The sequence below is a fragment of the Candidatus Sericytochromatia bacterium genome, assembly GCA_035285325.1.
Lineage (GTDB): Bacteria > Cyanobacteriota > Sericytochromatia > S15B-MN24 > JAQBPE01 > JAYKJB01.
Window position 1 is genome coordinate 48,368 of the sequence record JAYKJB010000067.1, and the last position, 26,341, is coordinate 74,708.

Below are 26,341 nucleotides of genomic sequence, written 5' to 3' on the forward strand. Positions count from 1 at the left end.
GAACGGAGAGCGCAAGGGGCTCCCTACAGAACTATCTTCCCGGGTGGCTCCAACAACGCGGCGTGTGAGGGTTAAAAGCAAGCAAAATCGTGTCAGGAAATCTTGAGGGCGATCGTCCGGCTCCCCGGCAGCACCGCCGGCCGCTCAGACGAGCGAATCTCGCGGTGAACGCGCCTGCTCATCCGTGCCCGGCGGGGCGGCCTTAAGCCAGGTTTTGGCAATTCAACCACTTTCTGTTGGGCCGGTGTTGGCACGGGGCCCCACAACCCGATCCAGGACCCCGCCGCGGGGTTGCGTGTTGAGAGGAGCCAGCCCCATGCCCGTCCCGTCGATTTCTCCCGCCAGCCCGATTCAGCGTCCGGCGCCTCAGCAGGCCTGGGCCGCCTCGTCGCCGGGCGGCGGCGGCACGCCGGCGAGCGGCGACCACCTGGCCCTCTCGGATGCGGCGCTGGGAAGCGTGGTCGGCACCGTCGCGGGCACCTCGGCCTCGGTGCTGTTGCGCGTTCACCCCGGACTCGCCGTGGTGGCCGGCACGGTCGCTGGCGCGGCGGCCCTCGTGATGGCCGGGCCCGCGCTGCGAGAAACGGTGATCGGGCGTCACACCTTGGCCGCGAGTTTTGGTTCCATGGCGGGCGGCGGGGCGCTGGCCATCGGCGCCCTGACGCTGGGCGCCACCAGTGGGGCCGTGGTGGCGGGGGCAGGTCTGGCCGGTGCCGCTCTGGGGGCTTATGGGCTGGCCAGGCTGGTGTCGCTGGTGACCGACTGATTTCTGGCCCTTGCTTCGGACGCGCAGGTCCTCCACTACGCGAAAATGCCTACGGCGCATTGCGAGAACTGGCGCATCTTGGCGCTCGTTGGTGGGATATAAGATGAGAGGGTCGCCGCAGGAAAGGTTCTGCCCGAGGCGGCTACCCCCAGCGACGGTTCACCCGCGCGACCGAGACGAGGAGCACCTTCATGACGACCCGCTTGTGCAAGGCCATCGGTTTGGCCCTTACCCTCAGCGTGTTGCCCGGTTGTGGCAGCACGGCCCTGTTCGATGCCTCGACGCTGGGCCTGGATGCGGTGCTCCAGGTGCGCCGGGCCACTGTCTCCACGGACGCGGCCCAGGTGGTCGGTCAGGAATTTGCTGGTGATCGGATGCTCAAGGGCGCCCCGGGCGAGGCCGCGAAGAACGGGATGCGCGGCGCTGGACCGCGTGGGGCCAAGGGTCCTGGAGGACGGGACGGTTTCGCGCGGGAAGGTCACGGTCCTGAGGGCCCACGCGGCGGTGAACACGGGCCGAAGGGCTTCTTCCCCGGGTTCGAAGCGATGAACCTGACGGAATCCCAGCAAGCGCAGTTGAAGGCGATCGCCGAGAGCGAGCGGGCCGCCCATCCCACCCCCGATCCTGCCAAGCGGCCGGAACATCCGGGCCAGCAAGTGCAGGCCCTGCTGACCGCGCAGACCTTGGATGTCGAGGCCCTCAAGGCAGCCCTGAACCAGGCGCCCCCGGCCCCGCCCGACCACGCAGACCAGCACGAGAAGACCTTGACGGCTGTGCGAGCGGTGCTGACGGCTGAGCAGATCAACACCCTGGTGGCCCGGCTTGAAGCGGCGCCGCCTCAAGGCGATCGCCCCGCCCCCCCGCAGGGGAAGGCGCCCGAGCGCCCAGACCCGGCTCAGCGGGTGGATGCGCTGGCGCAGACACTCAACCTGAACGCCGAGCAAAAGGCGGCCCTGCTAGCGTTCGAGACGGCCAAAGCCGCCGCGCACCCGGCGCCTGACTTCGACAAGCGGAAGGCCGACCACGAGGCGCATCGTGCCGCCCTGATCACCTTCTGGAAGACCGGCGACGCCAGCGGGCTCGCGGCCGCTCGTCCAGCACCCCGGACGCCTCCCGCCTTCCCGGTGGACGCATTGGTCAAGCTGGCCACCAGCCTGTCGGCCGAGCAGCGGGGACAGCTGTTCGCCGCCCCCGCGATGGGCCCTGGCGGCCCGAAGATGCCTGGTATGAGGGGTCCGGGTGGTCCGAAACCGCATGGCATGAAGATGCCCGGCGGTCCTGACGTGATGGGCCCTGCCGGGATGAAGGCGCATGGCAAGGGTGGTGCCAGGGGACCTCACCACGACGGTCGCCGGATGCCGCCCGCCGCGCCGGCTGAGTCCACCGCTACGCAAGGCTGATCGTCCGCGTTTCCTGAACGCATGCCAGGCTCGCTCCCGCCACCGCGGGGGCGAGCCTTTGCGGGCTGGGGACCTGCCTTGAGAGATCGGCAAGGGGCCCGTTCTGCACGCCCTTAACGCATCAAACGCCCAACCCGTCAGGGAAGGGCGTTTGGAGAGAGTGGCCAGAGGCAGAATCGAACTGCCGACACTGCAATTTTCAGTCGCATGCTCTACCAACTGAGCTATCTGGCCTCAGCTGAGTCACGATTGTAGCAGCAGGTTCCGGTTACCGGCAAGGGTCAGCGCGCGTCCGCGCGTCACCCTCCGGCGACCGCTCTCGCCGGCGGAGCAGCAGGGGCTTCTCGCCCTTGCTGGGTCCGGACCCGGAGTGCCCGGCGAAGCGGACAGCCCCGAGTCTCCGCTCAGCTGGCCAGCCGCGGTGCTGCTGCCGGCAGGGTGTCCCAGCCGTGTTGATCGAGGTGGTTCTTCAGACGTTCGATGGCCGTTTCGGCCCGCATGGCGCGGAACTGGATGGCCGGGTTTTCCGATAGGGCCGCCACGAAGATCGGGCGATCGCCGAACACGTCGATCGACAGGTCGAATACGATCAGCTTGTCGCGCAAAAAATAGAACCCGAAGCGGATCAAGGGCCGGCCCTCCGGACAACGGCGGGCACCGGCCTCCTTGCCGGCGCACCCTCGCCTGGGGCAATTTTCGGCATCACGCGGGCGCAACTTGAGGCGCCCGCTTGGTGCGATGGTGACGCTCGTCCTTCGACGGGCGGGATAGGTCAGGCCGTGGGGCTACTTGCCCGAGGTCGTCAGGCTGAACTGGTGGACCGTCCGGCTGCTGCCATCCAGCACCAGCAGGTTGCCCTGATTCCCCAGGGCGATCGCCCTGGCCTGGTTGACGTTCTCGAGTTCCAGGTTGACGTCCAGACCGTCGCCTTCCAGCTTGACCTTGTTGGCCGCGCTAATCGTGTAGCGCAGGTCCCGGCTTTCGTCCTTGATACGTTCAGGGAGCGCGAAGGAACTGCCGGGCGCCTTTTTCACGAAGGTCCCGTTTTCATTGAAGGTGTAGCGGTTCGTGCCATCGGCCACGACCACCTGCCCCGCTTCGATCGCCAGGCTGGAGGCTGCTTTCGGCATTTTGCTGAAGACCGAATCGCCGATCCGACTCAGCTCGTCCCCGGTGGCGGCGTTGTACACCACCACGGCCGCGCGGTCGAACCAGAATTTCTTGTCGATCACGCCCAGCACATAGACGCGATTGCCGTAGACCGTCAGGGATGCCACCGACTTGAAGGCCGGGCCCCCGAAGGTCCCCTCGTGGCGCAGCCGCGGGCCGCTGCCGCTCTCGCCAGTGCCGCCAGCCGTCTCCCGGCTGAGCTTGAATTCCTTGTCGGCCAGTGGCTTCTCGCTGGAGAACACCACGTTGTGGCGCGAGATGGCCTTGAAGCCGTCCGCCGTGACGTCAACCCAGATCTGCGAATCCATGATGCCCGTGAACTCAAACGTGCCTTCAGCATTGGTGAGCGTCGTCTGAGGGCCGATCGAGACCTTGGCCTTGGCGAGGGGGCGTCCTTCCAGATCACTCACCAGCCCGCGCAGGGTGAAGCCTTGGGCGTTCGGTTGCGGGGTCATGGTGCCGGTACCCGGGATGGCGCCGCTGGCCACGGGGGGCGTGCTCGGCAGCCCGATCGGGTCGCTGGGACTCGGGTTGAGCGCGGAACCGGGCGCGAAGTCCTGAGTGCCGTCATTCGCCGGCAGGATGGTGTCATCGTAGGTGCCATCGCCTGGCAGGGCCGCCTGATTGGCTGCTCCGCCGCCGCACCCCGCGATCACGGCGCTGACCAGAAGGGCTGCAAGCGACTGTTTGCTCAACATGCGGAGAACCTCATTCACACAGAACACTCCATTGACACCTGCAGAAGTTATCGCCGCTCGCGGGCAAAACCGACTTAAAAACAGACAGAATTTAGGTTAAAAAATCAAAAATCAGGCCTGCCGCCCACCGACGGCGCTCGCCGTGGATGATTCGGAGGCGTGGAAGCTCCGTGAATGGCCCAGCCGAGGGTCGTCAGGGCCGGCGACGCTGCTTGCGATCAGCGTTGCGACGAGACAGAGGCCGACGCTCGGAACTGCGTCAGCGGCCGTTCCAGGCAATTTCGAGCTGGCTGCGCTGTCCGACTTCCATCTCGTCCGTCCGGCTCTGGGCGCGCCCCGCCACCACGACGCCATCCAGGATCGCGATGCCGGACGTGCAAGCCCCCTTGCTGCCGATGTCGAGCGCCACCACCGTGATCACGTTGTTGCCGGGTTGCAAGCGCAGTTTGGCGATCGTGCCTTCATTGGTCAGGCGGACGTTTTCCAGGCCTGGAACCGGCTGGCCATTCAGCAGGATCTGGATGCGATCGCCGTCTTCCTCGATCTCGTCCCAGAAGCGGATGCGGATCTCCTGCGCGGCCACTGTGGCATCGGCCTTGGGGGGGGCGGGGGCCGGGGCCGGTGGTGCTGCCGGGATGAGGCTGACAGGCTGCACCACCGGCCTGAAGGGCGGGATCACGACCGGCGCGGGCGGCGCCGGAGGCAAGGGCGGCGGCGCTGGGTTGAGCGGGCGAATCGGTGGCGGCGGCGGTGGCGGTGGTGGCAGCGGCGCGGCAGGCGCCACGATGGCCAGGGGCGCGGGCGGCGGTGGCGGTGGGGTGTAAGCCCGGGAGGGCCAGTCCGAGGTGGAGGGGTAGCCAGCGCTTGGCCGCGACGCCGTCAGGCCTGGCGAAAGCTGAAGCATGTCCCTCTGGGATTGGGTGACCGCTGCACCAGCAGGCACGAGCGACACGGCCAAGGGGGGGACCGCCTGAGGTATGCCGCCGCGCGCAGTCAACCAGGACAGCCTGCCCTGATTGGAAAGGTTGGCGATGGTGGTGACCAACGGGGTCATGCGGCGACGATCCTTTCGCGAAGATTATCGCGCGTCTGGCGTCGGGTCTTTCTTAATTCGAGGCAAAATAAACAGTAAGAATGTCGAGACAGCGTCAGGCCCGACGTTCGCGAAGGGCCTCGTGCGAGCGTTCCTGGACGAGCTTGGCGTGTTGATTCGCCTGATGATGCGCAGCCGCTTGGCGCGCCTCCAGGGCCACTTTGGCGTCTCGCCGGCGTCGTCCCTTCTCGTGCTCGCGCATCTGTTCCAAGCAGGCCGCAACACCAAAACACTGCAGCAGGCCTTCCACCAGTTCGCTCACGGCCCGCAGGGTGGCTGAATACCACGGGATTGGCGCTTCTTCGGCCACGTTCTGCTTTGCTTGAGCCGTCCAGGCGTCCGTGAAGCGCTTCGTTGCCCTCGAAACCGGGCCTTGCGCCAGGGGGGCGTCCACCTCGATCGCGCCGGATGGGGCATTTTTGGCCGCTGGGTTGAGGGGTAAGAGTGCCATTCCGTCTTCCTCCGGCGAACCATTCGGCCCTGGGATGATCGAATTGTCCCGCGGGAGCGCAAAAACTGACGTGTCTTTACGAAAACATCACGTTTTCTTCAATCTTGGCTGGTGAGGTCTCGTGGCTGATGCCTTGAGACCAGATTTCAGCGGGGTTTAGCCACAAAATGAGCAGGGAACAAGGCAAACGCCCCCCACGTCTGCAACAAAATGAGGCGGCCCTTGGCACTTCTGTCCGACGATCTGGCTGCTCGCTTCGAGACGCTCTTTCAGGCGTTTCTCGGCTTCGCTTATCACAACCGCGGCGGCCTGGCGACCTTGGCGTTGTATCACCCGCGCGCCATGCTCTCCTGGGGGGGCAAGGTGGTTCCGGCCTGTGAGATGGACGCGGATTCCTACGGTCTGGCGCTCGCTCAGCAAGCCGACGATCGGGAGCTGGCCGGGGAGGGCCGCTTCGCGCCGATTTTTGAGCAGGTGCGCCTGGCGGGGGGTGTCCAGGATGGCGAGGAGCGAGCGGTCACCTGGTTCGACGCCCAGGAAATCACCAGCGGGCGTTCGCTGGCGATTGGAGTGGGGTTCGAATCTCACGAGGGACTCTGGGGGCTGGCGTGGTTGACGCTGGCCGATCATCCTCAGACTTGGAATTTCGAAGCGGGTCGTGCCCAGGCGATCGCCGATTACCCTTATGCCTTGTCACGCGGCCTGGGTGCTCCGCGCACCTGGTTGGACCTGTCCTGGCACCGCCTGTATGGCCATCCCACGCCCGCATTGATGGCTCTGCCAGAGGCCCAGTTCAGCTGTCACGGCTCGGGGACTTGTTGTGACATCCTGTTCGGCGTGGAAGTCGAGGCAGGGGGCCAGGCCCTGATCGATGCGATTCCCTGGGAGCACGTGCATCCTCCCCTCAAAGGTACGCTGCTGCCCGTGCGGGAGGATGGTCGCCTCCAACTCAAGCCCGTGGGAGAGACCTGCCGATTCCTCGATGAGAATCGCCACTGTCGTATCCATGCTTACCTGGGGCGCGCCGCATTTCCCGTCTGTTCGCAATATCCCGTCCGCTGGACCTTCACCCCTGAGGGGGCTGCCATCACGGCTTCCATGATCTGTGGGAGCGCACGAACGCGTCTGGGGCCGCCCCTCGCTTCGCGAGTGGATGACATCCACGGCCGGATGGCGCTCTTCCCGGAGGCCTTAAGCCCCCCCTTTCGGCTGGAAGAAGGAGGAAAGGACGACTGGGACGCCTATCGCGAGGCAGAGGCATTCGTGCTCGAGGTGTTGGCCCGTCGCGATCTGAAGATTGAGCGGCGCCTGTGGCTCGCGTGTCTTTACCTCAGTGCGCTGGATGTGGGGAAGCAGGCAGATTGGTCGGAACTGGAGTCCGTGGCAGACCCCACCCATCCAGTCGCCCTCTCCACGCGTCTTGGCGTGGTCGAACTGATTGCGTCGCTCATGATGGACCTGAGGGAGGGGCCACTGGAACTGGCGCCGGATGACCCCGAAACGGAGGACGTCCTTACTTACCTGTGCAGAAGCATCGTCTTCTCCAAACAGTTTCTGGAACGATACAGTCTGCGAATGGCCCTGAACGTGGCCGCCTTCACGGTCGTACTGGTTCGCCTGATCCGTCGCCGATATCCGGAGGCAGCCTGGAGTGATGCCTCGATCCTCGTTCAAGCCATCGGAAAAATCTCCCATGGACCGTTGCTCAACGTGTTGAAACACGCTTCAGAACTCGAGTCGATGCTCGTAGCCCGCGATTTCACGGCGTGGTGCATCGGAGGGGAGGAACCGCAGCCGGCGGAAACAGCTTCTGCGGAAGGTGAAGCAGGAAGGCTTTGATGGAAACACCCTTGCCCCATCCCCCGGATCCGCGATTGGCCTTGCTGCAAGACTTGGGTTGGCGAAGCGTTGAGACGGGTGATGCGCCTCGGCTGGCGCGCTGGTTGAAACGTCAGCCTCGCTGCGCCCCGCAGGTTCTGCAATCACGCCTGAGCCTCTTGTTCGAGAGCAGATTGCAGGATGCCATGGAAATGGGGCAGGATGCCGCTTCGTTGGGGTTCTGGGTGCTTGAGGATCAACGGGAGGAACCCTTGGCCATCTTGCTCGCACGCGGCGCGGTGGAGGTTTTTGCGCCCGACATGGCGGCCTGGCCGCAGGTGCTTGGCTTTCTGGATTGCGCACTGCCCGAGGTACCGGCCCTGTTTGGAGAAACCCCATTTGTGGCCTATGCGCTGTCCACCTTGCGGCAACTGCCGGGGCGTGTGACGCGAGATGAGCCCATGCAGGTGTTGACCTTGGGGCGTGACGGGGGGCGGTCGGGTGCCATCGATCCCGCCTTCAGGCCGGCGCAGCCGGGTGAACTGGCCGAGGTGTTTGACCGGGGGGCTGCGATGCGGGAAGAGGAACACGGCTTGCCTGCTGGCAGTATGCGGACCGATGGAACCTTGGAGCACCTCGCCAACCTTCTCCTGAAGGAGCGAGTGTGGGTGCTGGAGGTTGATGGGCAAGTGGTTTACCAGGTAGAGATGGGTCACCAGACGACGGATTGGGTGTCGCTAGAGGGGGCCTGGACGGTTCCGGCCTGTCGCGGTCGTGGCTTCGGACATCGGGGCTGGCAGGCGGCTTGTCGCGCTGCGCTCGAACGGGCACCGGGGGTCACGGCCTGGACTCGCGAGACCCATTTCGCCCAGTTGCGCGTCATGGCCGAGGCCGGTATGCAGTTGTGCGAGCCAGGTTGGCGTCTGATCTGCTGGGAGCCGAGGAGCTGAGTTTGTGCGCCCCCCGGGGGCGCGGCAAGCGTCAGCCTGTTGAATTGAATCCGCTGCGGGACCGCTCGGATTCGAGGCGCTGGGTCGGCGTGTGAGCTTGGCCGGGAAACAGGGACTGTTTCGCCAAACTGAGGGCCTCCACGCCCTCTGGAATGAGTTTCAGGGCGGTGTGGACCCGATAGGCCAGACCCGAGAGATGCGGCACCTTGAGGGCCTTGAGGAGGGTCAAGCGAGTGGCTCCATCTTGGGTGTTCGACAGCTCCGTCAAGCGGGTCTCAGACTGCCGCAGTTCTTCCTCGAGTGTTCCCACGTCCGTCACAAATCGCTCCCAGGCTGAACGTCTTTGAGGGTCTGCCAGCCAGACTTGCTGCTGGGCAGACCAGGATGCTGGTGCACGGCTTTGCTTGCCCTCCAGGCCCGCTTTCACCCAAGCACGCAGTGCCCTGAAGGTATGCATATCGAGCTCGATCGTACGAAGTTTGATTTCGAGGTCATTGGCCTCGTACTGAGCGGTTTTGGTGGCAACCGGGGGTTCGTAAAGATTGGAATCGAGAGGAAAGGCCGCCAGGTTCTCCAAGGCAACCATCAGCAGCCGACGCTGGAGGCGCAGGATGGTGGCCGATTGAGGCGTCAGGTTGCGCTCGGAGAGGGCTGCCTCCGTCCCCGCCAACAGCGTTTGATAGTCATCGCGCTGCTTGGCCAGTTGCATCTGGGCCTTGTGATAACTGCGAGCCAAGTCTTGCCAAGAGGCCAGTTCCTCCGGTGTCAACTTCCTTGGCATCTCCAGATCCTCTCAGTTCTTGAAGATGGAGCGCAGGCGCTCTCCCAGGGTGTTCGAGCCCGGAGAGGCTGATTTCGCGGCGCCTGGCGCGCCAAGATCAGGGTCATCTGGCGAGAGGGAAACCAGGATCTGGCGAATTTGGGGATCGATCTCGCTGTTTTCGAAGGCCAGCGTATCGGCCAGAGGTTGATTATCGTCAAGCGCCGCCAAGGCGCGACGGACCAGATAGACCTTGCCCGCCAGCTGGCGCAGGCCACCCGTCGACTCTTCCATTCCCCGCGCCAGTTCGCCCGGCGAGTCTCCCCGAAGCGCGTCGACTGCCAGCTCCACATCCGCTACCCGGTCGTACAGCACCCGGAGCTTCTGACGCCCCTCGTCGGTCGTCACGTAGGCGTTGAGGTTCCCTGCCAGCCTGTCCTCTCCGAGGTCGGTATGGCCTGGCTGGGGGCCTGATGGGCGGCGTGACAGACCAGGTGGCGGGGGCGCCCCGGGCCCCGGAGAACGCGGGGCGACACCCGGGCGAGGGGGGAGCCCGGGACGAGCGGGAAGGGCCGGCGTGGGTCTCGGCGCAGAGAGAGAACCGGTTTTCCCCTGCGGACCGGGCGGCTTCGCCCCTGCTTGCAGGGCTCCCGTTCGCGCAGGCCCGCGGCCCTCAGGGGCGGAGGCTGGGGCCTGGATGAGACCCAAGGCCACGCCCAAGGCGCGACGCACCGGTTTGTAGCGCGCAAGATTGGCCTCGATGCAAATGAACTGGGTGTACAGGGCCAGTTCACCGATCTGCTGTTTGATGGTCGCAGGAATCGGCTTCTGGAGGTCGAGGGCATTGATGGCCTCGGCCATCTGCAGGTTGGTTTCCGCCCCGCGAAACCGCAATTCGACGGAGAGCAGCTTCGCATCTCGCGTTTCGGAGGCGGGTTCATTCAGCAGGCGTTCGCGCTCGAGCTTGATGTGGTCGTATACCGCCTTACATTGCGCGAGGGTCGTACGAATCGCCTTGGCCGTGGTGAGGAGCTGTTGCTTGGTTCTTTCGAGTTCAGCCTCAACTTGCTTGAGGCGTGCCGAGTGATCCTCCATGGATACCCCTCCTCACGTGGGCCATTATCCTCAGGGCTGCAATTGCTGGATGTTGGATATCATGATGTTGACGAGGTCGACGGCAAATTGCAGGTCGATCTGTGCCTGTCCCATCGTGACTTGCATCTGTAACAACTCAGGGGACGTGGTCGAGCCGTTGGTCGCCTTTTCCACGGTATCCAGAGCCTTGCGGCTCGCATTCTGCTGAAAGGATTGGCTCGTTCTCAGTCCCGCGGCGACAGCAGCATATACGCTCAAAACCAGACTCCTTTCGTCCTTGCCCCCATATACCCGACGGCCAATTCGAACTATCGCGAAACCGGGATGCTGGGCCGTTTCCGGATCGGCGGAGGGCAAGTAAAGCGGGGGCCAGCTGGCGCTAGCCCCCGGACTTCACATTCAGTTGAGCTGCTTACCGGACGGTGTTGGCAGCCTTTTGCGCTTCACGCAGCTGTTCCCGAAGTTCCTTCAGGGAATCTGCCCGGCGCTTGAGGTCTTCCAATTGCACCTGGAGTTTCATCAGGGTGGCTTGGTCCGTGCCCTTTGAAATCTGGTTACCGATATTCTGCATTTCGGTGTTGATTTCGCCTTGCACCTTGGCGAGGTTCTGGGCCGATGCCAGGAAATCTTGCTGGTTGCTGCTGGTGCTAAGAGGGGTTCCCATATCGACTATCCTCCTTGTTGAGACCTTGACACTGGAGCGCTTGGTGGGCGCTCAGCCGCGCTACACAATCGTTATATACCGCTGGGGGGTCTGAAACCTGTTTGACTTAATGGACTTTTAAAACTTAGCGAATGATCTGGAGATGGGCCCGGGTGATCAGGGGCGTGGAGGCGAAGCCAGGATCTGCTGAATGGCCGCCTTGGCGGACTCCTGCGCCTGGATGGTGCGGCCAGGGTTCTGAGAGACCGCAAGCAGGTGGCGGAGGGTATCCATCTCTCGTGCGCCCATCTGGCCGAGCAGCTGGCAAGCTCCCACGATGGTCTCGGAGCTGGTTTGGGTCGCGATGTGGGTCACCAGAATTCGCACCACTTCTTGTCTGAGCGGGCTGTTGGCACGAGGGTCCGGCCCGAGAGCGGCGCGAATCTGGTTCAGAGCCGCCACGCCCGATCGGGTGTCGCGATTGAGCTCGAACTCCAAGGAGCGGAGGTAATCGGGCGTGACCGCAGGACCAGCGGCTGCAACACCCGCCTGGTTGCGCTGGTTGTTCATCTGCACAATCAGGTTGACCGCCGTCTGATTCACTTCCAAGGGGTAGCCCGGCGACCGCTGAATCATTTCCAGGTAAGGCAACAGTTGGGGATTCTGGAAAGAGGCCAGCGCAACTAGCGCCTCCTTCACGCTGGCATCCCGTTGGTGATAGGCGTGATTGAGCAGGAGGTTGTAGACGGGTTCCTTGTATTGTGGGTTGCTCTGCGACAGCGCCATCAGCTGGCGAATGGCGTTGACGGAGGCCTGTCCTCCATTGCCGAGTTCCGCTTGGGCCCGCTCCATCAGGAACGGGGCGTCGGCCGGGTTGGGGGGCGCGATGCCCGGGTTGTAGGTCGGTGCCGGCATGGCCTGCTGTGGCGGCATGACCGCAGCTTGAGGGAAAGCCTGCTGGGCGTAGCCGGGTGCGGCCTGAGGGGATACCGGTTGTTGCGCCATCTGGCCCATCACGCGCATGGCTTCGTTGGCCAGTTGGATCACCTGGGGATCTTGCCCGGGGGCGGCTACCATGGCCTGTAGGCGCGGAATGGCGTCCTGGGGCGGCATCTTGGTCAAGCTCACGATGGCGCGATACCGATCGCTCACGTTGGGCGACTGCATCATCTGATCGGTCTGTTGTAACAACCTGGGGTCGACGCCCGTTCCCCCGATGGGAGAGGCAATCGATAGCTGGTCACCCGCAATGGAGGGACTGGTTGTTCGGTTTGATTGAGTCGACTGCTGGAACAGGCGAAACTTGGAAATGGTCCCGTGGTTGACCCCGCTCGAGGCGGTAAAGTCCGTCATGAAAATTCCCTCCAACTGACCGGCCTGGGAGAACGGTGCCTACCGGCCCGAGAGCCCCACCGCATGAATGGCATCTTTCGCTTCTTTCAGGGCGCGCAAAAACGCTGCCATCGCCTCGCGATAGCGACCCGGTTCTTCTTGCGCTTGTTTCTGACCCTGCGTGCGCAGATCCAGCCCCAAGAACTGATTGGGAATGCCGAATCCGGCGATATGAACCCCCCCGACGTAGCTCGCGTCGACCGCGGATTTGTCCAGTCGCTGCGCGTTCTGCGTGAGTTGATCGATCATGGCGTTGGGCTTGATGGTACTCATGGCGAACCTCCTTCTGGATCGCGAGATGGCCGCTTAGAGCCTCTGATCAAATTATTCCATTCGCCAGCGGTGAACTTGCGCTGATGAGGGAGAATTAACTGACATTTAATGCCGGCTTCTCAGCATGCCCGCCGTGGCCCGGCGGACGTGAGGGCGGCTTACCTGTATTGCCAGATGTCGCCATTCGCACCGACGCCGAAGCCGCGAAAGCGGGGCGGCGTGGCAGTGAGGTCATAATTGATCTGAAAGGCCGAGATCGTCTGGGGTGAGAGGTCGTCGCGGCGCCACGTCTGGCCTCCATCCTTGGTGTCGTACACCCGTCGCGAGGACAGGAAGACATTGTTGGTGTCGACGGCCGAGATGTCGCTGATGCTGGACACCTCGAAATAGGCTCCGTTTCCGTTCGCCTCGCGGTTGCGATACAAGTAGGCCTTGCTGCGCGTGAAGGTGGGGGTGTCGCTCTGGGCATTGCTGGAACGGTAGAGCGTCCCGCCCGTGGTCCCGATCCACAGCCCATTGGCATCGACGTGGCTGATGGCGGAGGCTTCCCCGTCGCCCACATCCCCTTTGAGCACCGGTTCGGTTTCGACGGCCGGTCCACCGACCGTCAAGGTTTGCACCCGGCGCCAGCGCAAGGCCGGTGTGGGGTGGTCCACGTCCAGTTTGAAGATGCCGTCGCCGACGAAGTAGAACACCGTGCTGTCGCCCGTCAGCCCCGTGCCGGCTGCGATCTTTTTCGGCCAATCAAACGGACGGTCGGCCGGGAAGGTTGGCTGCTTGACCCACGAGTTCCGCACGCCCGAGGCGTCCGTCAGGTTGGCTGACTCGGTCCGGAAGCAGTTCCCCAGGAAATCACAAAAGGTGATCTTCTGCTCGTTCGTCACGACCATGGCGGTGATTTTGCCAGGGATTTCCCGCGGGCCGATCTGTTCCCAGGTTCGTCCTTCGTCCTTGGTCCGGAGGACACTTCCGTCGCCGCACGCGACAAAGCCCACGCTGTCGCTGACAAAGTGAATCTGCAGGACGTCCGCCGTTCCGATGCCGGTGTTGCGCAGTTCCAGCGTGGGGGGATCTTTTTCTGTGCCCTTGGTGGCGTCGTAGAACAGCACGCTGCCGGTGCCGCCACCGAACCAACCACGCTCGTTCTTGGGGAGGTGGAGGCAATACCAGTTGGGCCGTACGGGAATCTTGCTCGGTGCGTAAAGAAACCAATTTTCCGCAGGCGGCACCGGGACGTCCGGTTGAGGGGGCGGCGGCGACGCGACTGGACGGGGTGAGGGGGGCAAGATCTGAGGCGGCGGCGTCAGGGTGGGGGCCGCGATGGGTTGCAAGGGGGGGACCAGGATGGCGGGGGCTGGCACGGGGGTGGACACAGGTTGCTGAAACGGTGCGGCCGTTGGAGAGGGAGAGGCCGGAACCGCGTTCGGGTTAAGGGGCACGATGGGAGGATTGGGGGCCACGTTGAGCGGAGACGGCAACGCAAAGGCGCCAGCTGCCTGGGCGTTGCGAACTGACAGGGAGACGGGCTGAAGCGAGATGCCCCCCTGGTTGGCAACCTGCCCCTGCGGATTGACCGTGAACGACTGGTTGCCCGCGACCTTGTTGCCGGTCCCGTTATCCACCTCCACCAGGGCCGTGTAGGTGCCCGCCGCAGCCGGCACACGCCAGGAAACGGACCGGCCGGTGGTCTGGCTCAAATCACCGCCGTTGACCTGCCAGCGGAAGCTGAGCGCACGGTTGCGGGGGTCGGTGGCACGAGCGGTCAGCAGCACGAAGCGATCGCCTTGGTTGACCAGGTCGATGCCAGCCAGTTGCGGTGCCTCTGAGGCGTTTGCGGTGCTGACGCCAGTCCCCGTGGGGCTTTCCTCCGCACACGCCGCCACCCCCAGCAGCAAGGAGACGAACCCCAAGGTCACAATACAGCGACGCATGGGCGGTTACCGGATCAAGTTGACGGTATCGTCCACCGTTTTGTTGAACTCGGTCAGCATATCCTTGAAGATCTTGTAGGTTTGGGTCGCGGTGAAGGACTCTGCCTGGTGAATGGTCAGCCAACCCACCCGATTGGGCGTTTCGATCGAGCGGGGCTGAACGAAACCCACATTCGGTTGTCGCCCGTTAGGGAAGGCGCTGATGGGCCCGGAGAGGGGCGTGACGGCGTAGGTGGTCGTGCCGAAGCCGCTGTTGCCGAGTTGGCTAGCGTCCGGAACGGTGGCCAGGGAGACCGTGGTCAGGTCCACAGATCCATTGCCCGGGTTTCGGATCAAGGGGGGGGGACCGATGGTGCGTCCATTCGCGTCCAGCGCTACCCGGCCTGATCCCCCGATCACAAACAGGCCGTCCCCGTTGACCAGGCGTCCCTGCCCATCATAGCGAAACGAGCCGTTGCGGGTGAGATGAACGCGTGCACCGGGGCGGTCGTTCTCAGCAACCATGAAGAATCCAGGCCCCAAGATGGCCAGCGAGGCTGGGTTGTCGGCCGGGTCAATGGTTCCCTGTTCAAAGTTCAACGAGGTGCCTTGGAGCGCCAGGGTGTCTCCCCCGCGACTGAAGGCGCCTTGAGAGCCCGCTTGCTGCGTGGCTTCAGCGGCAGCGCCGCGGGTGGTGCCCCCGGTCGAGCCGATGTGAAGGCGGCGTCGGTTGTAGCCCGGCAGCAGCAACCCTTGCATATTCTGCACCAGGTTTTGCTGCATCGCGTCGATGGCCCGGAAGCCCGCGAGCACGCCGTAATGAAAGTTGGAGCTCATGCTGACAGCCGATCGGGTGAGGTGGAGACGCTATGATCAGCTTACCCGTGAGGATGCGCCCTTTATCCGCGATCGCCGTCACGGAGCGCCCCTGCGCGCCGGCACGCGAGGCCGTGGACGATCGCCGCGCCGCCTCAGGACGGCGGGGTTTCTCGGGCCTCGGCGGGCGGGCGGTTGGAGCGTTTTTTCAGCTTGACCGTCGGCGCGGCCTCCGCAGCCGCAGGATTGGGCAAGGGGCCCGTGCCGCGGTTCGAGAGCGCCAGATCGAGGTAATTGCCTGCCAGCGGCATGACGCGGGCGATCGCGTCGTGCTCCCGTTTCTGGGTGGCGAGCGTCTGTTTGAGCAGGCTGGCGGTGTAGCGGGCCTTGAAACGGAGCTGCTGTGGCCACGAGAGACGTGGGGCTCGCTTGTCGAAGTAGGCATCCATGGCCACTCGGTGCAGATCGCGCTCCCAGGCCAGATCGAGCAAGGATTCGCGGTGCTTGTCATGGGTGAAAAACTGCCGCTCGAAAGCCTCCAAGGCGGTCAGAAAGTCGCCGTGTCGTGCCTCGAAGCGCTGCTGGTAGTCGCGCAGGCGGTCCGGCGTGGGCATATGCTGGTGCTCCACGATCACCTCGGCCGCCAGACGAGCCGTGACGGCGGCGTAGTAAAGGCCATCCATGGTCAGACCGGTGCCCAGGCCGGCGGCGTCCCCGATGAAGACCACGCGGTCATGCACGAAGCGCGGCTGATGTACCCAAGGAAAGAAGAAGGCGGCGCGCCCGAGCACTTCGGCCCCGTCGAGGTGGTGGCCCAGACGGTGACGCAGCCTGGCCTGCAGGTCGCGCACGCGGCGACCGTAGCGCAACGGCGCGTTGATGCCCACGGTCCAGCGGTCCTCCGCCGGGATGACCCAGCCGAAACGCTCCGGCGCGATCTTCCGGCCGAAGTGAATCTGAACCGATTCCGGGGTCCGGCCGGCCGCGCCCGGGACGGTCAGGTGCTCCATGTACGTGATGCCCAACTGCAGAGCGGGCAGTCCGAGGGTGGCGGCCACCTTGGAGTGGATCCCATCCGCGGCGATCACCACATCGGCGGCCAGCCGTTCTCGCTGGTGGCTGTCGAGTGGACTGATTTCCAGCAACGGGTAATCGCCGTCGCCGTGCAGGAAGCGACGGAAGCGCGCGTGGCGGATCACCACCCCGGCTTCCTCGGCCCGACGCCGCAGGTAGGCGTGCAGCAGCTCGCGTCGGATCTCGGTGGCGTAGCGTTCCGGGCCCCCGAAGGAGACGTAGGCCACCCGCTGGGTCGGAGAATAGACGGCCAGTTCGTGGATGCGATGCGTGGTCAGCAGATCAGGGGCTTCCAGCGCGGCCAGGGCGGCCGGGGTCAGCAGCCCCGCACACGGCAGCAGGCGCTGCGGATGGCTTTCGATCAGGGTGGTGGACAGGCCCGCGCGCGCCAGCACTTCGGCGGCGATCAGGCCTGCGGGTCCTCCCCCGACGACGACGACTTGCAACATGCAGCCACACTCCCACGCACGCCTCGTGCATCTGGAAACGTCACATTATCCATGAATGCTTGTCTGGGGGCAATGCGTCGCGGCGTCGGTGGGTGTGGGGCCCCTCGGGGCGTGACCTCGGCAGCCGTCCCGCGGGGACAGGATGGGCGCGTGAGGCTGGTACCGGGGGCCCGCCTTGGGATTCTCGGGTGGTTCCGCCGGTTGGCGGGGAGGCCCGAACGTGAGGCGGGTATAGGAGGCTCGCCCCGGCGCGTGGGTGACGCGAGCGTTTATGCCCCTCACTGCTTCCAAACCGCTTGTCTGGCTCATCGAAGAGGCAACGCCCGACGTGGCGTTGCTGATGCATCAGATCGAGCGTACGGCGGTCGGGCAAGCGCAGGTGCGGCGAGTCTCCTACGCCGAGGCCCTGCGGGATCTGCCGCGCGAGGCGGCCAGCGGCCCCCTCGCGACCATCGTCGTTTTTTCCGTGCCGTGCCTGCTCAACCTCGCCTCGCTGGTGAAGGCGCTGCCGATGCCCCATCCGCGCCTGTGTTTTTGGCCGCCCAACTTTGAGGCTCTGTCTGGCTTGCGAGCGGGGCAGCGGTGGGCCCCGGCGGTCTGCGCGGTGGCGCGCCATGCCGGAGAGGCCGCTGTGCTGGCCTCGGCCGGCCTGCGTCCCGAGTCGATCCTGCCCATGCAAGGGGAAATCGTGCCGGGGGCGCTGCCGGATACGCTGCCGGCCTCAGGGCGGCCTCTGCGGGTCGGATTTGCCTGGTACAACCTGGCGCCGCCGCAGCGCGAGGCGATCGCGCTGGAACTGGCGCGCTGGCTCCAGCGCGTGCCAGCCCGTTGTGAGTGGCACCTGTTCTGTCTGCCCGGGGATGAACCGCCTGATAGCTTGCCCGAGGGCGTGCGGGTCAGTGGGCTGACCGCGACGGCCGGTGCCGTGGCGGAGCCCTTGCCACTGGATGTTTGGCTGTCCGATCCCTGGTGGCCCGAGGCCTTTCCGCGCCCATGGATGGCTCCGGTCGTCCTGTCACTTTCACCCGGTGGCGTGATCGGCAAGCAGAATTGGGCTGAAACCCTGCAGTCGTTGATCGACCTGGGCGATCCGGACAGCTGGCAGGAAGATCTGCTCTGGAGCTGGTCCCATCAGCCGGTCTGGCGAGCGCTGCTGCGGTCGTCCGCCACGGAGGAAGAGTCCGCCGGCGAGGACACCGCCTCGGCTCAGCCCGCCCTGGATACGCTGGCTTCCGAACGGATGCGCTGGCATAACTGGCTGCAGCAGGCACGCCTGGCCTGGCCCCATCGCTTGCAGGAGGCGTCTTTCGACGTTGAGCTGGCCTATTACTTCTGGCTATACGACTATCGCGTGGAGGTCAGCTGGTGTCTGGATATGTGGCAGGCGCTGGCTTCGGCACACGGGCAAGAGCGGCACGCCTTGCTGATGGCCTTGAATGCGCTTCGACTCCATCACACCGGGGGATCCTGGTTGTTCAAACGTTTGCTGGCCCAGACCGGCCTCGGCCAGCGTTCGCAGCATCCCATGCGCCTGGGCAAGCGCTTCTGGTTGCGTTTCGCCTGGCGTTGTCCCTGGGTCCTGCTCAATTGCGCGCTGGTGCTCTGGCGGACGGGGCGCGACCCGGAGGCCGACCCGCTCGAGGTGGGGCGAGAGGTCGCGGCCGCGCTGCTTGCGACAGCTGGGGTCCAGATTCATCGTCGCAACGAGCCGGAACCCTTGCCGGATGTCCCGACCATCTATCTCGTGAGCCATCGTCACGGTGATCTGGACCCGTTCCTGTTGTTGCACACCCTGCCCGGGGCCCTGGCGGTGGTGGTGGGGCCGCGGGCCCAGCGCTGGCCGCTGATCAACCGGTTGACCTACTCTCCTTCGTTCGTGTTGACCGGTCGGGAGCGTGGCGTGGTGATTGCCGATGCCATCGCAGCGGTGCGCGCGCAGCGTGCCCTGGCGTTGTATCCGGAGGTCACGGAACCCAGCTATCTGGGCGAGGGGGCGCCGGTGCGCAGCGGTCTGCTCTGGATCGTGCAGGCCTTCGAGCAGTGTCAGGTCATTCCGGTGCTGCTCGACGATGCGTTCGAGCTGGGTCCGCGCGGCGGGCAGGTCGACCTCTGGTTCGGTCCCCCGATCGCGTGTACCCCGGAAACCAGTCACACGCTGCTGAACCGGGTGCGCATGTTCTTCCATCGCCACGTCAGGCGCAGCAATCAGCTGGATGCGCCGGACCTGAGGCCGCGTACGCCGACGGGGGAATTTCCCGCTCCCGAACCGCTGGTCTCGGAGCTTTCCTGACGGGCCTTTGAGCATCGCGGGCGTGGGCCCCGTTGAGCGAGGGTTCGGTCATCTCCTGTCAGGGGCAGCGGCGAAATAAAAGGCCCGTGTCGCAACCGCGGCACGGGCCCTGATAGGCTTGGAGCGGATCCTAAGCTTGCGCTGCCGGAGCAGTGGCCGCCGGAGCAGTGGCCGCCGGAGCGGTGGCCGCCGGAGCGGTGTCTGCCGGAGCGGTGTCTGCCGGAGCGGCTGGCGCGGCCGGTGCCGCAGCTGCCTGCAGCGAGGCGATCTGCTTGAGGTATTCAGCCAGTTCCGCCGCCCGAGCTTCCGCCCGCTTCTTGGCCTGGTCTTCCAGGAACTTCGCCTCGCTCAGTTCGGTGATGCCGTTCAAATTGAGACCTTCCAGTTCCTTGCCGTCGAGGGTGCCGTCCTTGTTGAGGTCGCGCTTGGCGAAATCGGCCTTGTCGGCCGCCTGGGCGTCGGTCTCGTGCTTGGCACGGAAGGCCTTGTACTCGTCGAGCGTGACTTTCGTGGCGTTGGGGAAGGCCTTCTTGTAGTCTTCCGGGATTTCGGTGCCCGTCAGGGCGCCGTTGCCGGTGATGTCACGCGCCTTGAATTCGGCTTCGACGTCGGCCGTCTGCTTGCCGGGATCGAGGCCAGGCTTGTCAGCCGGCGCACCTCCGAGGTCCTTCCAGCGGTCCTGGCGACGCGCTTCTGACTTGGCGGCGATGAACTCCATATCCGACACGACGCCGTCGTTGTCGCGATCCATTTTCTTCAGCTCTTCCGTCAGCTCCTTGCCGTCGAGGTTGAAATCCTGATTGAGGTCGAGCTTCTTGAAGGCCTCCTTGTCGGCGTTCACGGCAGCCTCTTCCGCTTGCTTGCGGAAGGCCATGACTTCCTCCTTGGTGGCCGAGGTCTTGTTCGGGTTGGCGGCCTTGAAGTCAGCCGGGATTTCATTGCCTTCCAGCTTGCCGTCCTTGTTGGCGTCGCGCTGGGCGAATTCCTTCTCGAAGTCGGCCGTCACGGCGTCAGGGCCATTGGCCCCGCCTCCGCCAGGCGCTTCCTTGAAGAGGCTCTCACCCGGCTTGGCGCGCCACTCGTCGATGAACTTCTTGAGGGCGGCCGGATCGTTCGGGGCGCCGACCGGCTTGTCGCCCGTGCGGCCCATCAGCTCGTTGGCCTTGTCGGTGTCGGCATCGAAGTTGCCGAGCGAGCCGCGGATTTCACCGTCCTTGCGGTTCGGGCCGATTTCGCCCTTGACGTCGATGTAGTTGTCGCGCTGGATGACCTCGACCTTGTCGCCGGCCTTGGTGGTGATGGTGACCCCGTTCTTGTTGCCGGTGACCTTGCCGCCATCGGGCAGGTCGAGCGATTCGCCTTCCTTCAGCGTCTTCGGCTGACCGTTGACCGTCAGCGTCTTGCTCAGGCCGTCGTAGGTGACCACGTCCTTGCCGGACTTGACGGCGGCCGCGTGGTTGACCGTCGCATTGGGCCAACGGCCGCTCTTGTCCTTGCCCTGGGTGGTCTGCAGCTCGAAGTCACCCGAGGCGCTGCGGGCCTTGATGAAGGTGCCTTCTTCCATGTTGTCGAACTTGGCGCCGTCGCCGCTGGTCTCGTGAGGGTCACCGACGCTGCTGAAGGTCTTGCCCTGGACGGCCTTGTCCCCCACCGCCCAGGTGGGCGACGACGCGGGCGAGGTCGACTCGGTGGGCGAGCTGGAATCGCTGGACGAACCGGAACCCGTGGTGGAACCCGATTCCGAGGTGGAGCCGGTGGTCGTGGTCGGGGCCGTCGTGGTGGTGCCGGTGGTCGTCGTGGAGCCAGCGCCGCCTGCGGGGTCCTTGGCTTCCGTCGTGGTGGTCGCGCCCGCCTTGGGGCTTTCAGCGAATTTCGCCTTCACGTCGTCGATAATTTTCTGCTCACCTTCGGAGATCGCCCCGTCCTTCTTGAAGGCTTCCTGGATGATGTCGAGCGCCCGCTGCTCCGCTTCGTCGATGTTATCTTGCGGAGCGGCTTGCGTCGTCGCCGTGGTGGCCTTGACGTCGTTCTTGTCACCGGCGGGCGCCGCCGTGGTCGCGGTGGCGGCAGTATTGGCCGTCTGAGTGGCGGTCGTGTTCGCGGTGGCGGCAGTATCGGCCGGCTTGGCCGTCTGAGTGGCAGCCGTGTTCGCGGCAGTCGTGGTCGTCAGCTTGGGGGTGATATCCGTCATCGCGTGTTTCCTCCAAAATCCAATCGTCGGGCGCTGTGTACCCTCCTTCTCGGGGGAGCCGCCCAGGTGACTGCGGTTTTTAATGAAAAGCAAGCAATATGCGGAATTTCTTTGATGATCCGAAATGGACCCTTTAAAAACTTAATACAACTGAAACAAATGCCCACTCGCGGGCGGGCCCGCCTCAAACGTCAGGCAGATCAATCTCGTCCAGGTCGACCTGTCCTTGAACCAGGCGCGGGGCTTGCAGGGTGAGGCCCCGCTGTTGCAGGAAGTCCGCGATCTGCCGCGTTTCACCGTCGGTGAGGATGCCGTCGGCGGCGATCGCCTGGATCAGGCGCAGGAAGGCCTGCTGATTCAGCTGGCTGGCAGGCTGGCCATTGGCGGCCTGAAACAGGCGGCCATCCAGCTTGAGGGCTTGTGCGAAGCCGATGCGCCGGGCCGTGGCGATCCGCAACGCCTCGGCGAATAGCTGGTTGATGGCAGGAATTTCGGGATCGAACGACATCGCTGGTTACTCCAGGCGGGTGAGCGCGGCGAAACGAGGGTCGAGGATCTTCTGCCCCAACCCGGGAAATGAAACGGCCAGCGTGGCTTGTTCCCCCTCCCCGATCACGCGCGCGACCACGCCCTCGCCGAACCGATCGTGGCGGACTCGGTGACCGACCTCGAAACGTTCGACGCGACCGACTTGAGGCCCTGGCCCGCTGCGTGCCGACGGACGCCTGGCAGGTTCAGCCACGTCCCAATCTTGCATCCACGTCACCTCGCTCTCGCGAGGGGCCCGCGGTGCCGAACGCAGGGGGCGGTCGCTGGCTGGGCGGGGCGGCGCCGAGGTTTGCTGGAGCCGGGCCTGCATCTTGAGCAAGGGGGAGACGGTGTGGTTGAGCAGTAGCGGCGGTAGCTCCGACAGAAAGCGACTGGCGATCGCCCGGCCCGTCTCGCCGAAGACCGTGCGCTGGTGGGCCCGCGAGATGGTCAGCAGGGTCTTGGCGCGCGTGATGCCCACGTAGGCCAGGCGACGCTCCTCTTCCAGCTGGTCCGGATCATCCAGCGAGCGCCGGTGCGGGAAGATGCCTTCTTCCAACCCGACCAGAAACACCACCGGAAACTCCAGTCCTTTGGCCGCATGCAGCGTCATCAGGGTCACGCGCTCGACCTCATTCTCGCCGCGCGTGTCTTGATCGGAGAGCAGCATCAGGTGGGTCAGGAAGGCCCCCAGACTCCGATCGTCGCTGTTCTGCACGAAGTCGGTGGCCACGTTGACCAGTTCGGCCACGTTGTCGAGGCGGGCCAGCGCATCATCCGTGCCCTCCTCGAGCAAGGCCCGCGAGTAGCCGCTTTCTTCCGCCACGCGCTTCACGAGATCGGGCACGGCGAGTTGCCCGGCCTCGCGGTGCAGGCCCATGATCCAGGCCGCGAATTGAGCCACCTTGCTTGCGGTTTTCGCCGACAGGCCCTCGACGATCGGGGCGGGCTGGCAGAGCAGGCTCAATACCGGCAGCTCGCGCTGCCGAGCGGCCTCGACGACCCGGTCGATGCTGGTCTTGCCCAGGCCACGGCGCGGAGTGTTCACGACGCGCACAAAGGCCGTTTCGTCGGCGGGGTTGTGAATCAAGCGCAGGTAGCCGAGCAGATCCTTGATCTCTTTGCGCTCGTAAAAGCGAACGCCGCCAATCAGGCGATAGGGGGTGCCCCAGCGCATGAACAGCTCTTCCAGCGCCCGGGATTGGGCGTTGGTTCGATACAACACCGCAAAGTCGCTCAGCGGGCGAGCGGCACGGTGTTTGCGAATCTGCATCAACACGTATTCCGCCTCGTCTCGTTCGTCGAGCGCTTCATACACGGTGATCGGTTCGCCCGGAGGGTTCTGGGTCCAGAGATTCTTCTCGAAGCGTTGCGTGTTGTTGGCAATCAGCTGGTTGGCGGCTTGCAGGATCGTGCCGGTGGAACGGTAGTTCTCCTCCAGTTTGACCAGGGTCGCTTCCGGCCAGTCCTGCTGAAACTGGAGGATGATGCGGAAGTCGGCGTGGCGGAAAGAGTAGATGCTCTGGTCGACATCCCCCACCACGCAGAGGTTCCGGTGGGCGCCTGACAGCATCCGGATCAATTGATACTGGACCTGGTTGGTGTCCTGATACTCATCTACCAGAATGTAACGAAAGCGTTGCTGGTAGCGCGCAAGCACCTCCGGACAGGCCTGGAACAGCTGCACCGTCAGCAACAGCAGGTCATCGAAATCCAGCGCATTCTGGCGGGCCAGTTCCCGTTGATAGATCTCGTAAACGGCCGCGATGCGTTGCGCTTTGTAGTGGCGGGCCCGCTCGTGGGCCAGTTCGGGAGATTCCCCGCGGCTCTTGGCCGACGAGATCTGCTGGGCCAGGGCGCGAGGGGGATAGTCTTTCTCGTCCAGGCCAAGGTGCGCCAGGGCGCCCTTGATGCAGGCTGTCTGGTCCGACTCGTCGAAGATCACGAAGTTCGTTCCATAAGGGCTTCCGGGCAGGCGATCGAGGTCGAGGCGCAGGATCTTGCCGCACACGCTGTGAAAGGTGCCGACCCACATGCCTCGCACCATCCAGGGCTGATGCGCGAACAGGGGACCGGTCGGCAACTGGTGGCCGAGCAGCAAACCCAGGCGCTCGCGCAATTCGTTGGCGGCCTTGTTGGTGAAGGTCACCGCCAGGATCTCGTCCGGCTGGGCATAACCGTGCGACAGCAGGTAGGCGATCCGGTGGGTGATCACCTTGGTTTTTCCCGCCCCGGCGCCGGCCAGCACCAGCAACGGTCCGGCCACGTGCGACACCGCGCGGGCTTGCGGCGCATTGAGGCCTTCGAGCAGGGGGTTGGTCACGCCGGTTCTCCCCTCGCGGCCCCTCCTGATGGCGAGGGGGCGCAAGTGCAAATGTCGGTGTCAGCCTCCGCGCATCGCCCGACGAGGCGGGGGGCGTGGCGATCATCTTAAGCGAGCCCGGGATCGTCCGTCCAGCGGCTGTAATCCGGGCGCTGTGCAGGTTGTCACTGGAATTTCAGGCGACCGCGTGCTATCATGTCCTCTGACCAATGCCGCCCTGACAGCGCGAAGCGGCCCAGTTGCCGAGCGCAGGCCGCGCGTGTGCTCGAGACGCGCGGGGAGCCCACCAGTCGTCGCCCTCTCCTGTCACGAAGGAACCTCGACCCGCCATGGATGTCTCCAGCGTTTCCAATCTGCCGCTCTCGGTTGACGCCTTCATGCAGGAGCTGCAGACGATCCAGGCCACTGGCTCGAAGAAGGTCGCCATTCTGGGCAGTCGTCATCTGTCGCTGACCCATCAGCAACTGATCGAAATGCTGGCCTATGCCTTGGTGTTGACGGGCAATCAGATCATCACCTCGGGCGCCGGAGGAACCAACGCCGCGGTGGTCAAGGGGGCCAGTCGGGCCAATCCTGGCAACCTGCTGGTGATCTTGCCGCAAACCATCTCGCAGCAGACCTCGGAGAGCCAGGAGTTGCTCGCCTCCTTGCCCACCATCCGGGAGCATCCCGAACGGCGCTTGCTGACCCTCTCGCAGGCGTCGGCGATGTGCAACCAGGAAATCATCGAGAACTGCCAGCAGCTGATCTGCTTCCTGTATCACACGAGCCACACGCTTCAAGAGGCTGTTCGCTACGCGCAGGAAAACCACAAGGTCGTTACGACCTTCTACCTCGACTGAGCCGGGGCGCGCGGCACCGGTCGACCGGGAACCATCGGGCGCCCTTCGTCGGATTCTGCTCTTCCTGGGCGGGTTGATGGGGGTGGCCGGCGTGGCGGTCGTGGTTCAGGACCACCACATGCTGCGGGCGGAAGCGGAGTCGTTTCAGGCTGGCCGCTATGAGGAGGCGGCGGAGCGAGCCTCACGCGTTTGGCTGCTCAAGCCCTGGATGCGTGCTCAGCTGCGCGGGCAGATTCCGGTGGCGGCTGCGCGAGGACGGCGAATTCCCATGGAGCTGCCACTGGTCGAGGCGCTGGCGCGACTGGAGCCCGACCCGGTCCTGAAGGACCGCTTGCGGGGGCTGCAGGTCGATTTTGGGGCCCCTGAACAGCTGCTCCTGCGCGACCTCAAGCTGGAGCCAGGGCCTCCGTGTGAGTCGCCTCTTGAGGCGCAGCAGGGGCTGCCAGCCGTGCTGACCAGCACGCATCGCTGGCTGTACCAGCCGCTGGCGCCGGCCGCCCGCTGGGAGCAGGATCGGGCCTATCAGCTGACGCGGGTAGGGCCTCACGGCACCGTCACCTCCGCTGGTACGGGGTGGTGGGGCTGCCTGGGAGGCTCGTGGGGGGTGAGTCCCGATGGTCTTCGGGCGGCCGTGGCCCGCACGGATGAGCATCTGCTGGAGCGCTGGGAGCTGCTGCGCAACCGGGCCGAGTGGCTGCCGCTGCCTGTGGCCCCGGTTTACGTGGCCGTGGCGCCGGCGCCGCGAGACGACATCGCCTTCACCACGGGCGAGCGGGGCGACGAGGGGGGCAGTCGGGTGCTGCACCTGTGGTCCCAGGGGCGGACACGCCGGCTGTTCCCGCCACCGGGTGAGTCGCTGGCGCGCTTGGGCATCGATTGGGATCCCACCGGGCGAAGCCTGCTGGTGCGGGGACTTGGGCGTTGGCCCCCACGGCCGGGCGATCGCCAGCAGCTGGTCTGGCTGAGCTCGGAGGGGCGCGAGTTGATGCGGACGATCGCCCCATTCGGACCGAGTGTTCCGCCTCCGCGCTGGGTGCGCGGCCCCTCCGCCTGGGTGGGCTTGGCGCTGCCGCAGGCGGCCTGGCTATGGGACGGTCGCGCGCGGTCTGCGCAGGCCCTCGCTGGAATCGCGGGCAGCTGGGGCATCAGCCCGAGCGGTTCCTTGCTCGCCGGAATCGAGGTCGGTCATCTGTTTGTGGCCAGCCGCGTGGCCCCGGCTCGCCGGCGTGATTTTCCGGTGGCCGGCTTGCCCCCCTTCTTCGTGCTCGATGCGGCAGGCTTCAGCTGGGATGCCGATGGCCTGACCATGACCGGACGCACCGCCGCGCGCGAACAGGGGGCCTGGAGGCGCCTGCGGATTCGCGCGCGCCTGATGCGAGCGGACGGGGACGCGGGGTGAGCGGGATTCG

General features: G+C 65.1%; 23 protein-coding genes and 1 tRNA gene. 7 read left to right on the top strand and 17 right to left on the bottom strand.

What is annotated here, in order from left to right; genetic code table 11:
- Positions 1-316: 316 nt before the first annotated feature.
- A complete protein-coding gene (locus VKP62_09630; GenBank protein ID MEB3197450.1) occupies positions 317-766 on the top strand; it encodes a hypothetical protein in 450 nt (149 codons plus the stop codon).
- 191 nt (positions 767-957) lie between these two features.
- Positions 958-2,166: a Spy/CpxP family protein refolding chaperone gene (locus VKP62_09635; GenBank protein MEB3197451.1), complete on the top strand. Its 1,209-nt coding sequence runs from the start codon at positions 958-960 to the stop codon at positions 2,164-2,166.
- Positions 2,167-2,327: 161 nt separating this feature from the next.
- On the opposite strand, the gene VKP62_09640 is transcribed toward VKP62_09635, so the two are convergent.
- The 5 genes from VKP62_09640 to VKP62_09660 form a co-directional block, all read right to left on the bottom strand.
- Positions 2,328-2,400, bottom strand: a tRNA-Phe gene (locus tag VKP62_09640).
- Between the two features lie 170 nt (positions 2,401-2,570).
- The gene (locus tag VKP62_09645) at positions 2,571-2,795 is read right to left on the bottom strand and encodes a hypothetical protein (protein MEB3197452.1); all 225 of its coding nucleotides are present in this window, start codon (positions 2,793-2,795) and stop codon (positions 2,571-2,573) included.
- 156 nt (positions 2,796-2,951) lie between these two features.
- A complete protein-coding gene (locus VKP62_09650) occupies positions 2,952-4,034 on the bottom strand; it encodes a carboxypeptidase-like regulatory domain-containing protein (GenBank protein MEB3197453.1) in 1,083 nt (360 codons plus the stop codon).
- A 259-nt stretch (positions 4,035-4,293) separates the two neighbouring features.
- Complete coding sequence (locus tag VKP62_09655; GenBank protein ID MEB3197454.1) at positions 4,294-5,088, bottom strand: hypothetical protein; 795 nt, start codon at positions 5,086-5,088, stop codon at positions 4,294-4,296.
- A 94-nt stretch (positions 5,089-5,182) separates the two neighbouring features.
- Positions 5,183-5,578: a hypothetical protein gene (locus VKP62_09660; GenBank protein MEB3197455.1), complete on the bottom strand. Its 396-nt coding sequence runs from the start codon at positions 5,576-5,578 to the stop codon at positions 5,183-5,185.
- A gap of 222 nt (positions 5,579-5,800) precedes the next feature.
- On the opposite strand from VKP62_09660, the gene VKP62_09665 reads away from it, so the two are divergent.
- Together VKP62_09665 and VKP62_09670 are read left to right on the top strand one after the other, a co-directional pair.
- A complete protein-coding gene (locus tag VKP62_09665; protein MEB3197456.1) occupies positions 5,801-7,417 on the top strand; it encodes a hypothetical protein in 1,617 nt (538 codons plus the stop codon).
- Complete coding sequence (locus VKP62_09670; GenBank protein MEB3197457.1) at positions 7,417-8,346, top strand: GNAT family N-acetyltransferase; 930 nt, start codon at positions 7,417-7,419, stop codon at positions 8,344-8,346. The genes VKP62_09665 and VKP62_09670 overlap by 1 nt, the downstream gene beginning before the upstream one ends.
- 31 nt (positions 8,347-8,377) lie before the next feature.
- On the opposite strand, the gene VKP62_09675 is transcribed toward VKP62_09670, so the two are convergent.
- The 9 genes from VKP62_09675 to VKP62_09715 all read right to left on the bottom strand — a co-directional run bounded on the left by VKP62_09675 (position 8,378) and on the right by VKP62_09715 (position 16,758).
- Positions 8,378-9,127, bottom strand: coding sequence for a hypothetical protein (locus VKP62_09675; protein ID MEB3197458.1), 750 nt, complete (start codon positions 9,125-9,127; stop codon positions 8,378-8,380).
- A gap of 12 nt (positions 9,128-9,139) precedes the next feature.
- On the bottom strand, positions 9,140-10,201 hold the full coding sequence (locus tag VKP62_09680; protein ID MEB3197459.1) for a hypothetical protein: 1,062 nt from the start codon (positions 10,199-10,201) through the stop codon (positions 9,140-9,142).
- 30 nt (positions 10,202-10,231) lie between these two features.
- Positions 10,232-10,459 carry a hypothetical protein gene (locus VKP62_09685; GenBank protein MEB3197460.1) on the bottom strand — a complete coding sequence of 76 codons (228 nt, stop codon included), beginning with the start codon at positions 10,457-10,459 and terminating at the stop codon, positions 10,232-10,234.
- Positions 10,460-10,613: 154 nt separating this feature from the next.
- Complete coding sequence (locus tag VKP62_09690) at positions 10,614-10,865, bottom strand: hypothetical protein (GenBank protein ID MEB3197461.1); 252 nt, start codon at positions 10,863-10,865, stop codon at positions 10,614-10,616.
- Positions 10,866-11,021: 156 nt separating this feature from the next.
- Positions 11,022-12,197, bottom strand: a complete 1,176-nt coding sequence (locus VKP62_09695; GenBank protein MEB3197462.1) for a hypothetical protein — start codon at positions 12,195-12,197, stop codon at positions 11,022-11,024.
- Between the two features lie 39 nt (positions 12,198-12,236).
- Positions 12,237-12,509, bottom strand: coding sequence for a hypothetical protein (locus VKP62_09700; protein ID MEB3197463.1), 273 nt, complete (start codon positions 12,507-12,509; stop codon positions 12,237-12,239).
- 158 nt (positions 12,510-12,667) lie between these two features.
- Positions 12,668-14,440, bottom strand: a complete 1,773-nt coding sequence (locus VKP62_09705) for a hypothetical protein (GenBank protein ID MEB3197464.1) — start codon at positions 14,438-14,440, stop codon at positions 12,668-12,670.
- A gap of 6 nt (positions 14,441-14,446) precedes the next feature.
- A complete protein-coding gene (locus VKP62_09710) occupies positions 14,447-15,256 on the bottom strand; it encodes a hypothetical protein (GenBank protein ID MEB3197465.1) in 810 nt (269 codons plus the stop codon).
- Between the two features lie 134 nt (positions 15,257-15,390).
- On the bottom strand, positions 15,391-16,758 hold the full coding sequence (locus VKP62_09715; protein MEB3197466.1) for an FAD-dependent monooxygenase: 1,368 nt from the start codon (positions 16,756-16,758) through the stop codon (positions 15,391-15,393).
- Between the two features lie 328 nt (positions 16,759-17,086).
- Between VKP62_09715 and VKP62_09720 the strand changes: the two genes are divergently transcribed.
- The gene (locus VKP62_09720; protein ID MEB3197467.1) at positions 17,087-19,048 is read left to right on the top strand and encodes a hypothetical protein; all 1,962 of its coding nucleotides are present in this window, start codon (positions 17,087-17,089) and stop codon (positions 19,046-19,048) included.
- A gap of 130 nt (positions 19,049-19,178) precedes the next feature.
- Here VKP62_09720 and VKP62_09725 read toward each other — a convergent pair whose 3' ends face one another.
- The 3 genes from VKP62_09725 to VKP62_09735 form a co-directional block, all read right to left on the bottom strand.
- The gene (locus VKP62_09725) at positions 19,179-21,239 is read right to left on the bottom strand and encodes a hypothetical protein (GenBank protein MEB3197468.1); all 2,061 of its coding nucleotides are present in this window, start codon (positions 21,237-21,239) and stop codon (positions 19,179-19,181) included.
- Between the two features lie 184 nt (positions 21,240-21,423).
- On the bottom strand, positions 21,424-21,747 hold the full coding sequence (locus tag VKP62_09730) for a hypothetical protein (protein ID MEB3197469.1): 324 nt from the start codon (positions 21,745-21,747) through the stop codon (positions 21,424-21,426).
- Positions 21,748-21,753: 6 nt separating this feature from the next.
- On the bottom strand, positions 21,754-24,090 hold the full coding sequence (locus VKP62_09735) for a UvrD-helicase domain-containing protein (GenBank protein ID MEB3197470.1): 2,337 nt from the start codon (positions 24,088-24,090) through the stop codon (positions 21,754-21,756).
- Between the two features lie 329 nt (positions 24,091-24,419).
- Between VKP62_09735 and VKP62_09740 the strand changes: the two genes are divergently transcribed.
- Positions 24,420-24,932: a DNA recombination-mediator protein A gene (locus VKP62_09740; GenBank protein MEB3197471.1), complete on the top strand. Its 513-nt coding sequence runs from the start codon at positions 24,420-24,422 to the stop codon at positions 24,930-24,932.
- A gap of 91 nt (positions 24,933-25,023) precedes the next feature.
- Positions 25,024-26,331 carry a hypothetical protein gene (locus tag VKP62_09745; GenBank protein ID MEB3197472.1) on the top strand — a complete coding sequence of 436 codons (1,308 nt, stop codon included), beginning with the start codon at positions 25,024-25,026 and terminating at the stop codon, positions 26,329-26,331.
- Positions 26,332-26,341 lie beyond the last annotated feature (10 nt).

What these genes read in the sequence shown, in the direction of transcription:
- VKP62_09630 (MEB3197450.1), top strand. Translation starts at nt 317, where the DNA reads ATGCCCGTCCCGTCGATTTCTCCCGCCAGCCCGATTCAGCGTCCGGCG.
- VKP62_09635 (MEB3197451.1), top strand. Translation starts at nt 958, where the DNA reads ATGACGACCCGCTTGTGCAAGGCCATCGGTTTGGCCCTTACCCTCAGC.
- VKP62_09650 (MEB3197453.1), bottom strand. Translation starts at nt 4,034, where the DNA reads ATGTTGAGCAAACAGTCGCTTGCAGCCCTTCTGGTCAGCGCCGTGATC.
- VKP62_09655 (MEB3197454.1), bottom strand. Translation starts at nt 5,088, where the DNA reads ATGACCCCGTTGGTCACCACCATCGCCAACCTTTCCAATCAGGGCAGG.
- VKP62_09660 (MEB3197455.1), bottom strand. Translation starts at nt 5,578, where the DNA reads ATGGCACTCTTACCCCTCAACCCAGCGGCCAAAAATGCCCCATCCGGC.
- VKP62_09670 (MEB3197457.1), top strand. Translation starts at nt 7,417, where the DNA reads ATGGAAACACCCTTGCCCCATCCCCCGGATCCGCGATTGGCCTTGCTG.
- VKP62_09675 (MEB3197458.1), bottom strand. Translation starts at nt 9,127, where the DNA reads ATGCCAAGGAAGTTGACACCGGAGGAACTGGCCTCTTGGCAAGACTTG.
- VKP62_09680 (MEB3197459.1), bottom strand. Translation starts at nt 10,201, where the DNA reads ATGGAGGATCACTCGGCACGCCTCAAGCAAGTTGAGGCTGAACTCGAA.
- VKP62_09690 (MEB3197461.1), bottom strand. Translation starts at nt 10,865, where the DNA reads ATGGGAACCCCTCTTAGCACCAGCAGCAACCAGCAAGATTTCCTGGCA.
- VKP62_09695 (MEB3197462.1), bottom strand. Translation starts at nt 12,197, where the DNA reads ATGACGGACTTTACCGCCTCGAGCGGGGTCAACCACGGGACCATTTCC.
- VKP62_09700 (MEB3197463.1), bottom strand. Translation starts at nt 12,509, where the DNA reads ATGAGTACCATCAAGCCCAACGCCATGATCGATCAACTCACGCAGAAC.
- VKP62_09705 (MEB3197464.1), bottom strand. Translation starts at nt 14,440, where the DNA reads ATGCGTCGCTGTATTGTGACCTTGGGGTTCGTCTCCTTGCTGCTGGGG.
- VKP62_09710 (MEB3197465.1), bottom strand. Translation starts at nt 15,256, where the DNA reads ATGAGCTCCAACTTTCATTACGGCGTGCTCGCGGGCTTCCGGGCCATC.
- VKP62_09715 (MEB3197466.1), bottom strand. Translation starts at nt 16,758, where the DNA reads ATGTTGCAAGTCGTCGTCGTCGGGGGAGGACCCGCAGGCCTGATCGCC.
- VKP62_09725 (MEB3197468.1), bottom strand. Translation starts at nt 21,239, where the DNA reads ATGACGGATATCACCCCCAAGCTGACGACCACGACTGCCGCGAACACG.
- VKP62_09730 (MEB3197469.1), bottom strand. Translation starts at nt 21,747, where the DNA reads ATGTCGTTCGATCCCGAAATTCCTGCCATCAACCAGCTATTCGCCGAG.
- VKP62_09740 (MEB3197471.1), top strand. Translation starts at nt 24,420, where the DNA reads ATGGATGTCTCCAGCGTTTCCAATCTGCCGCTCTCGGTTGACGCCTTC.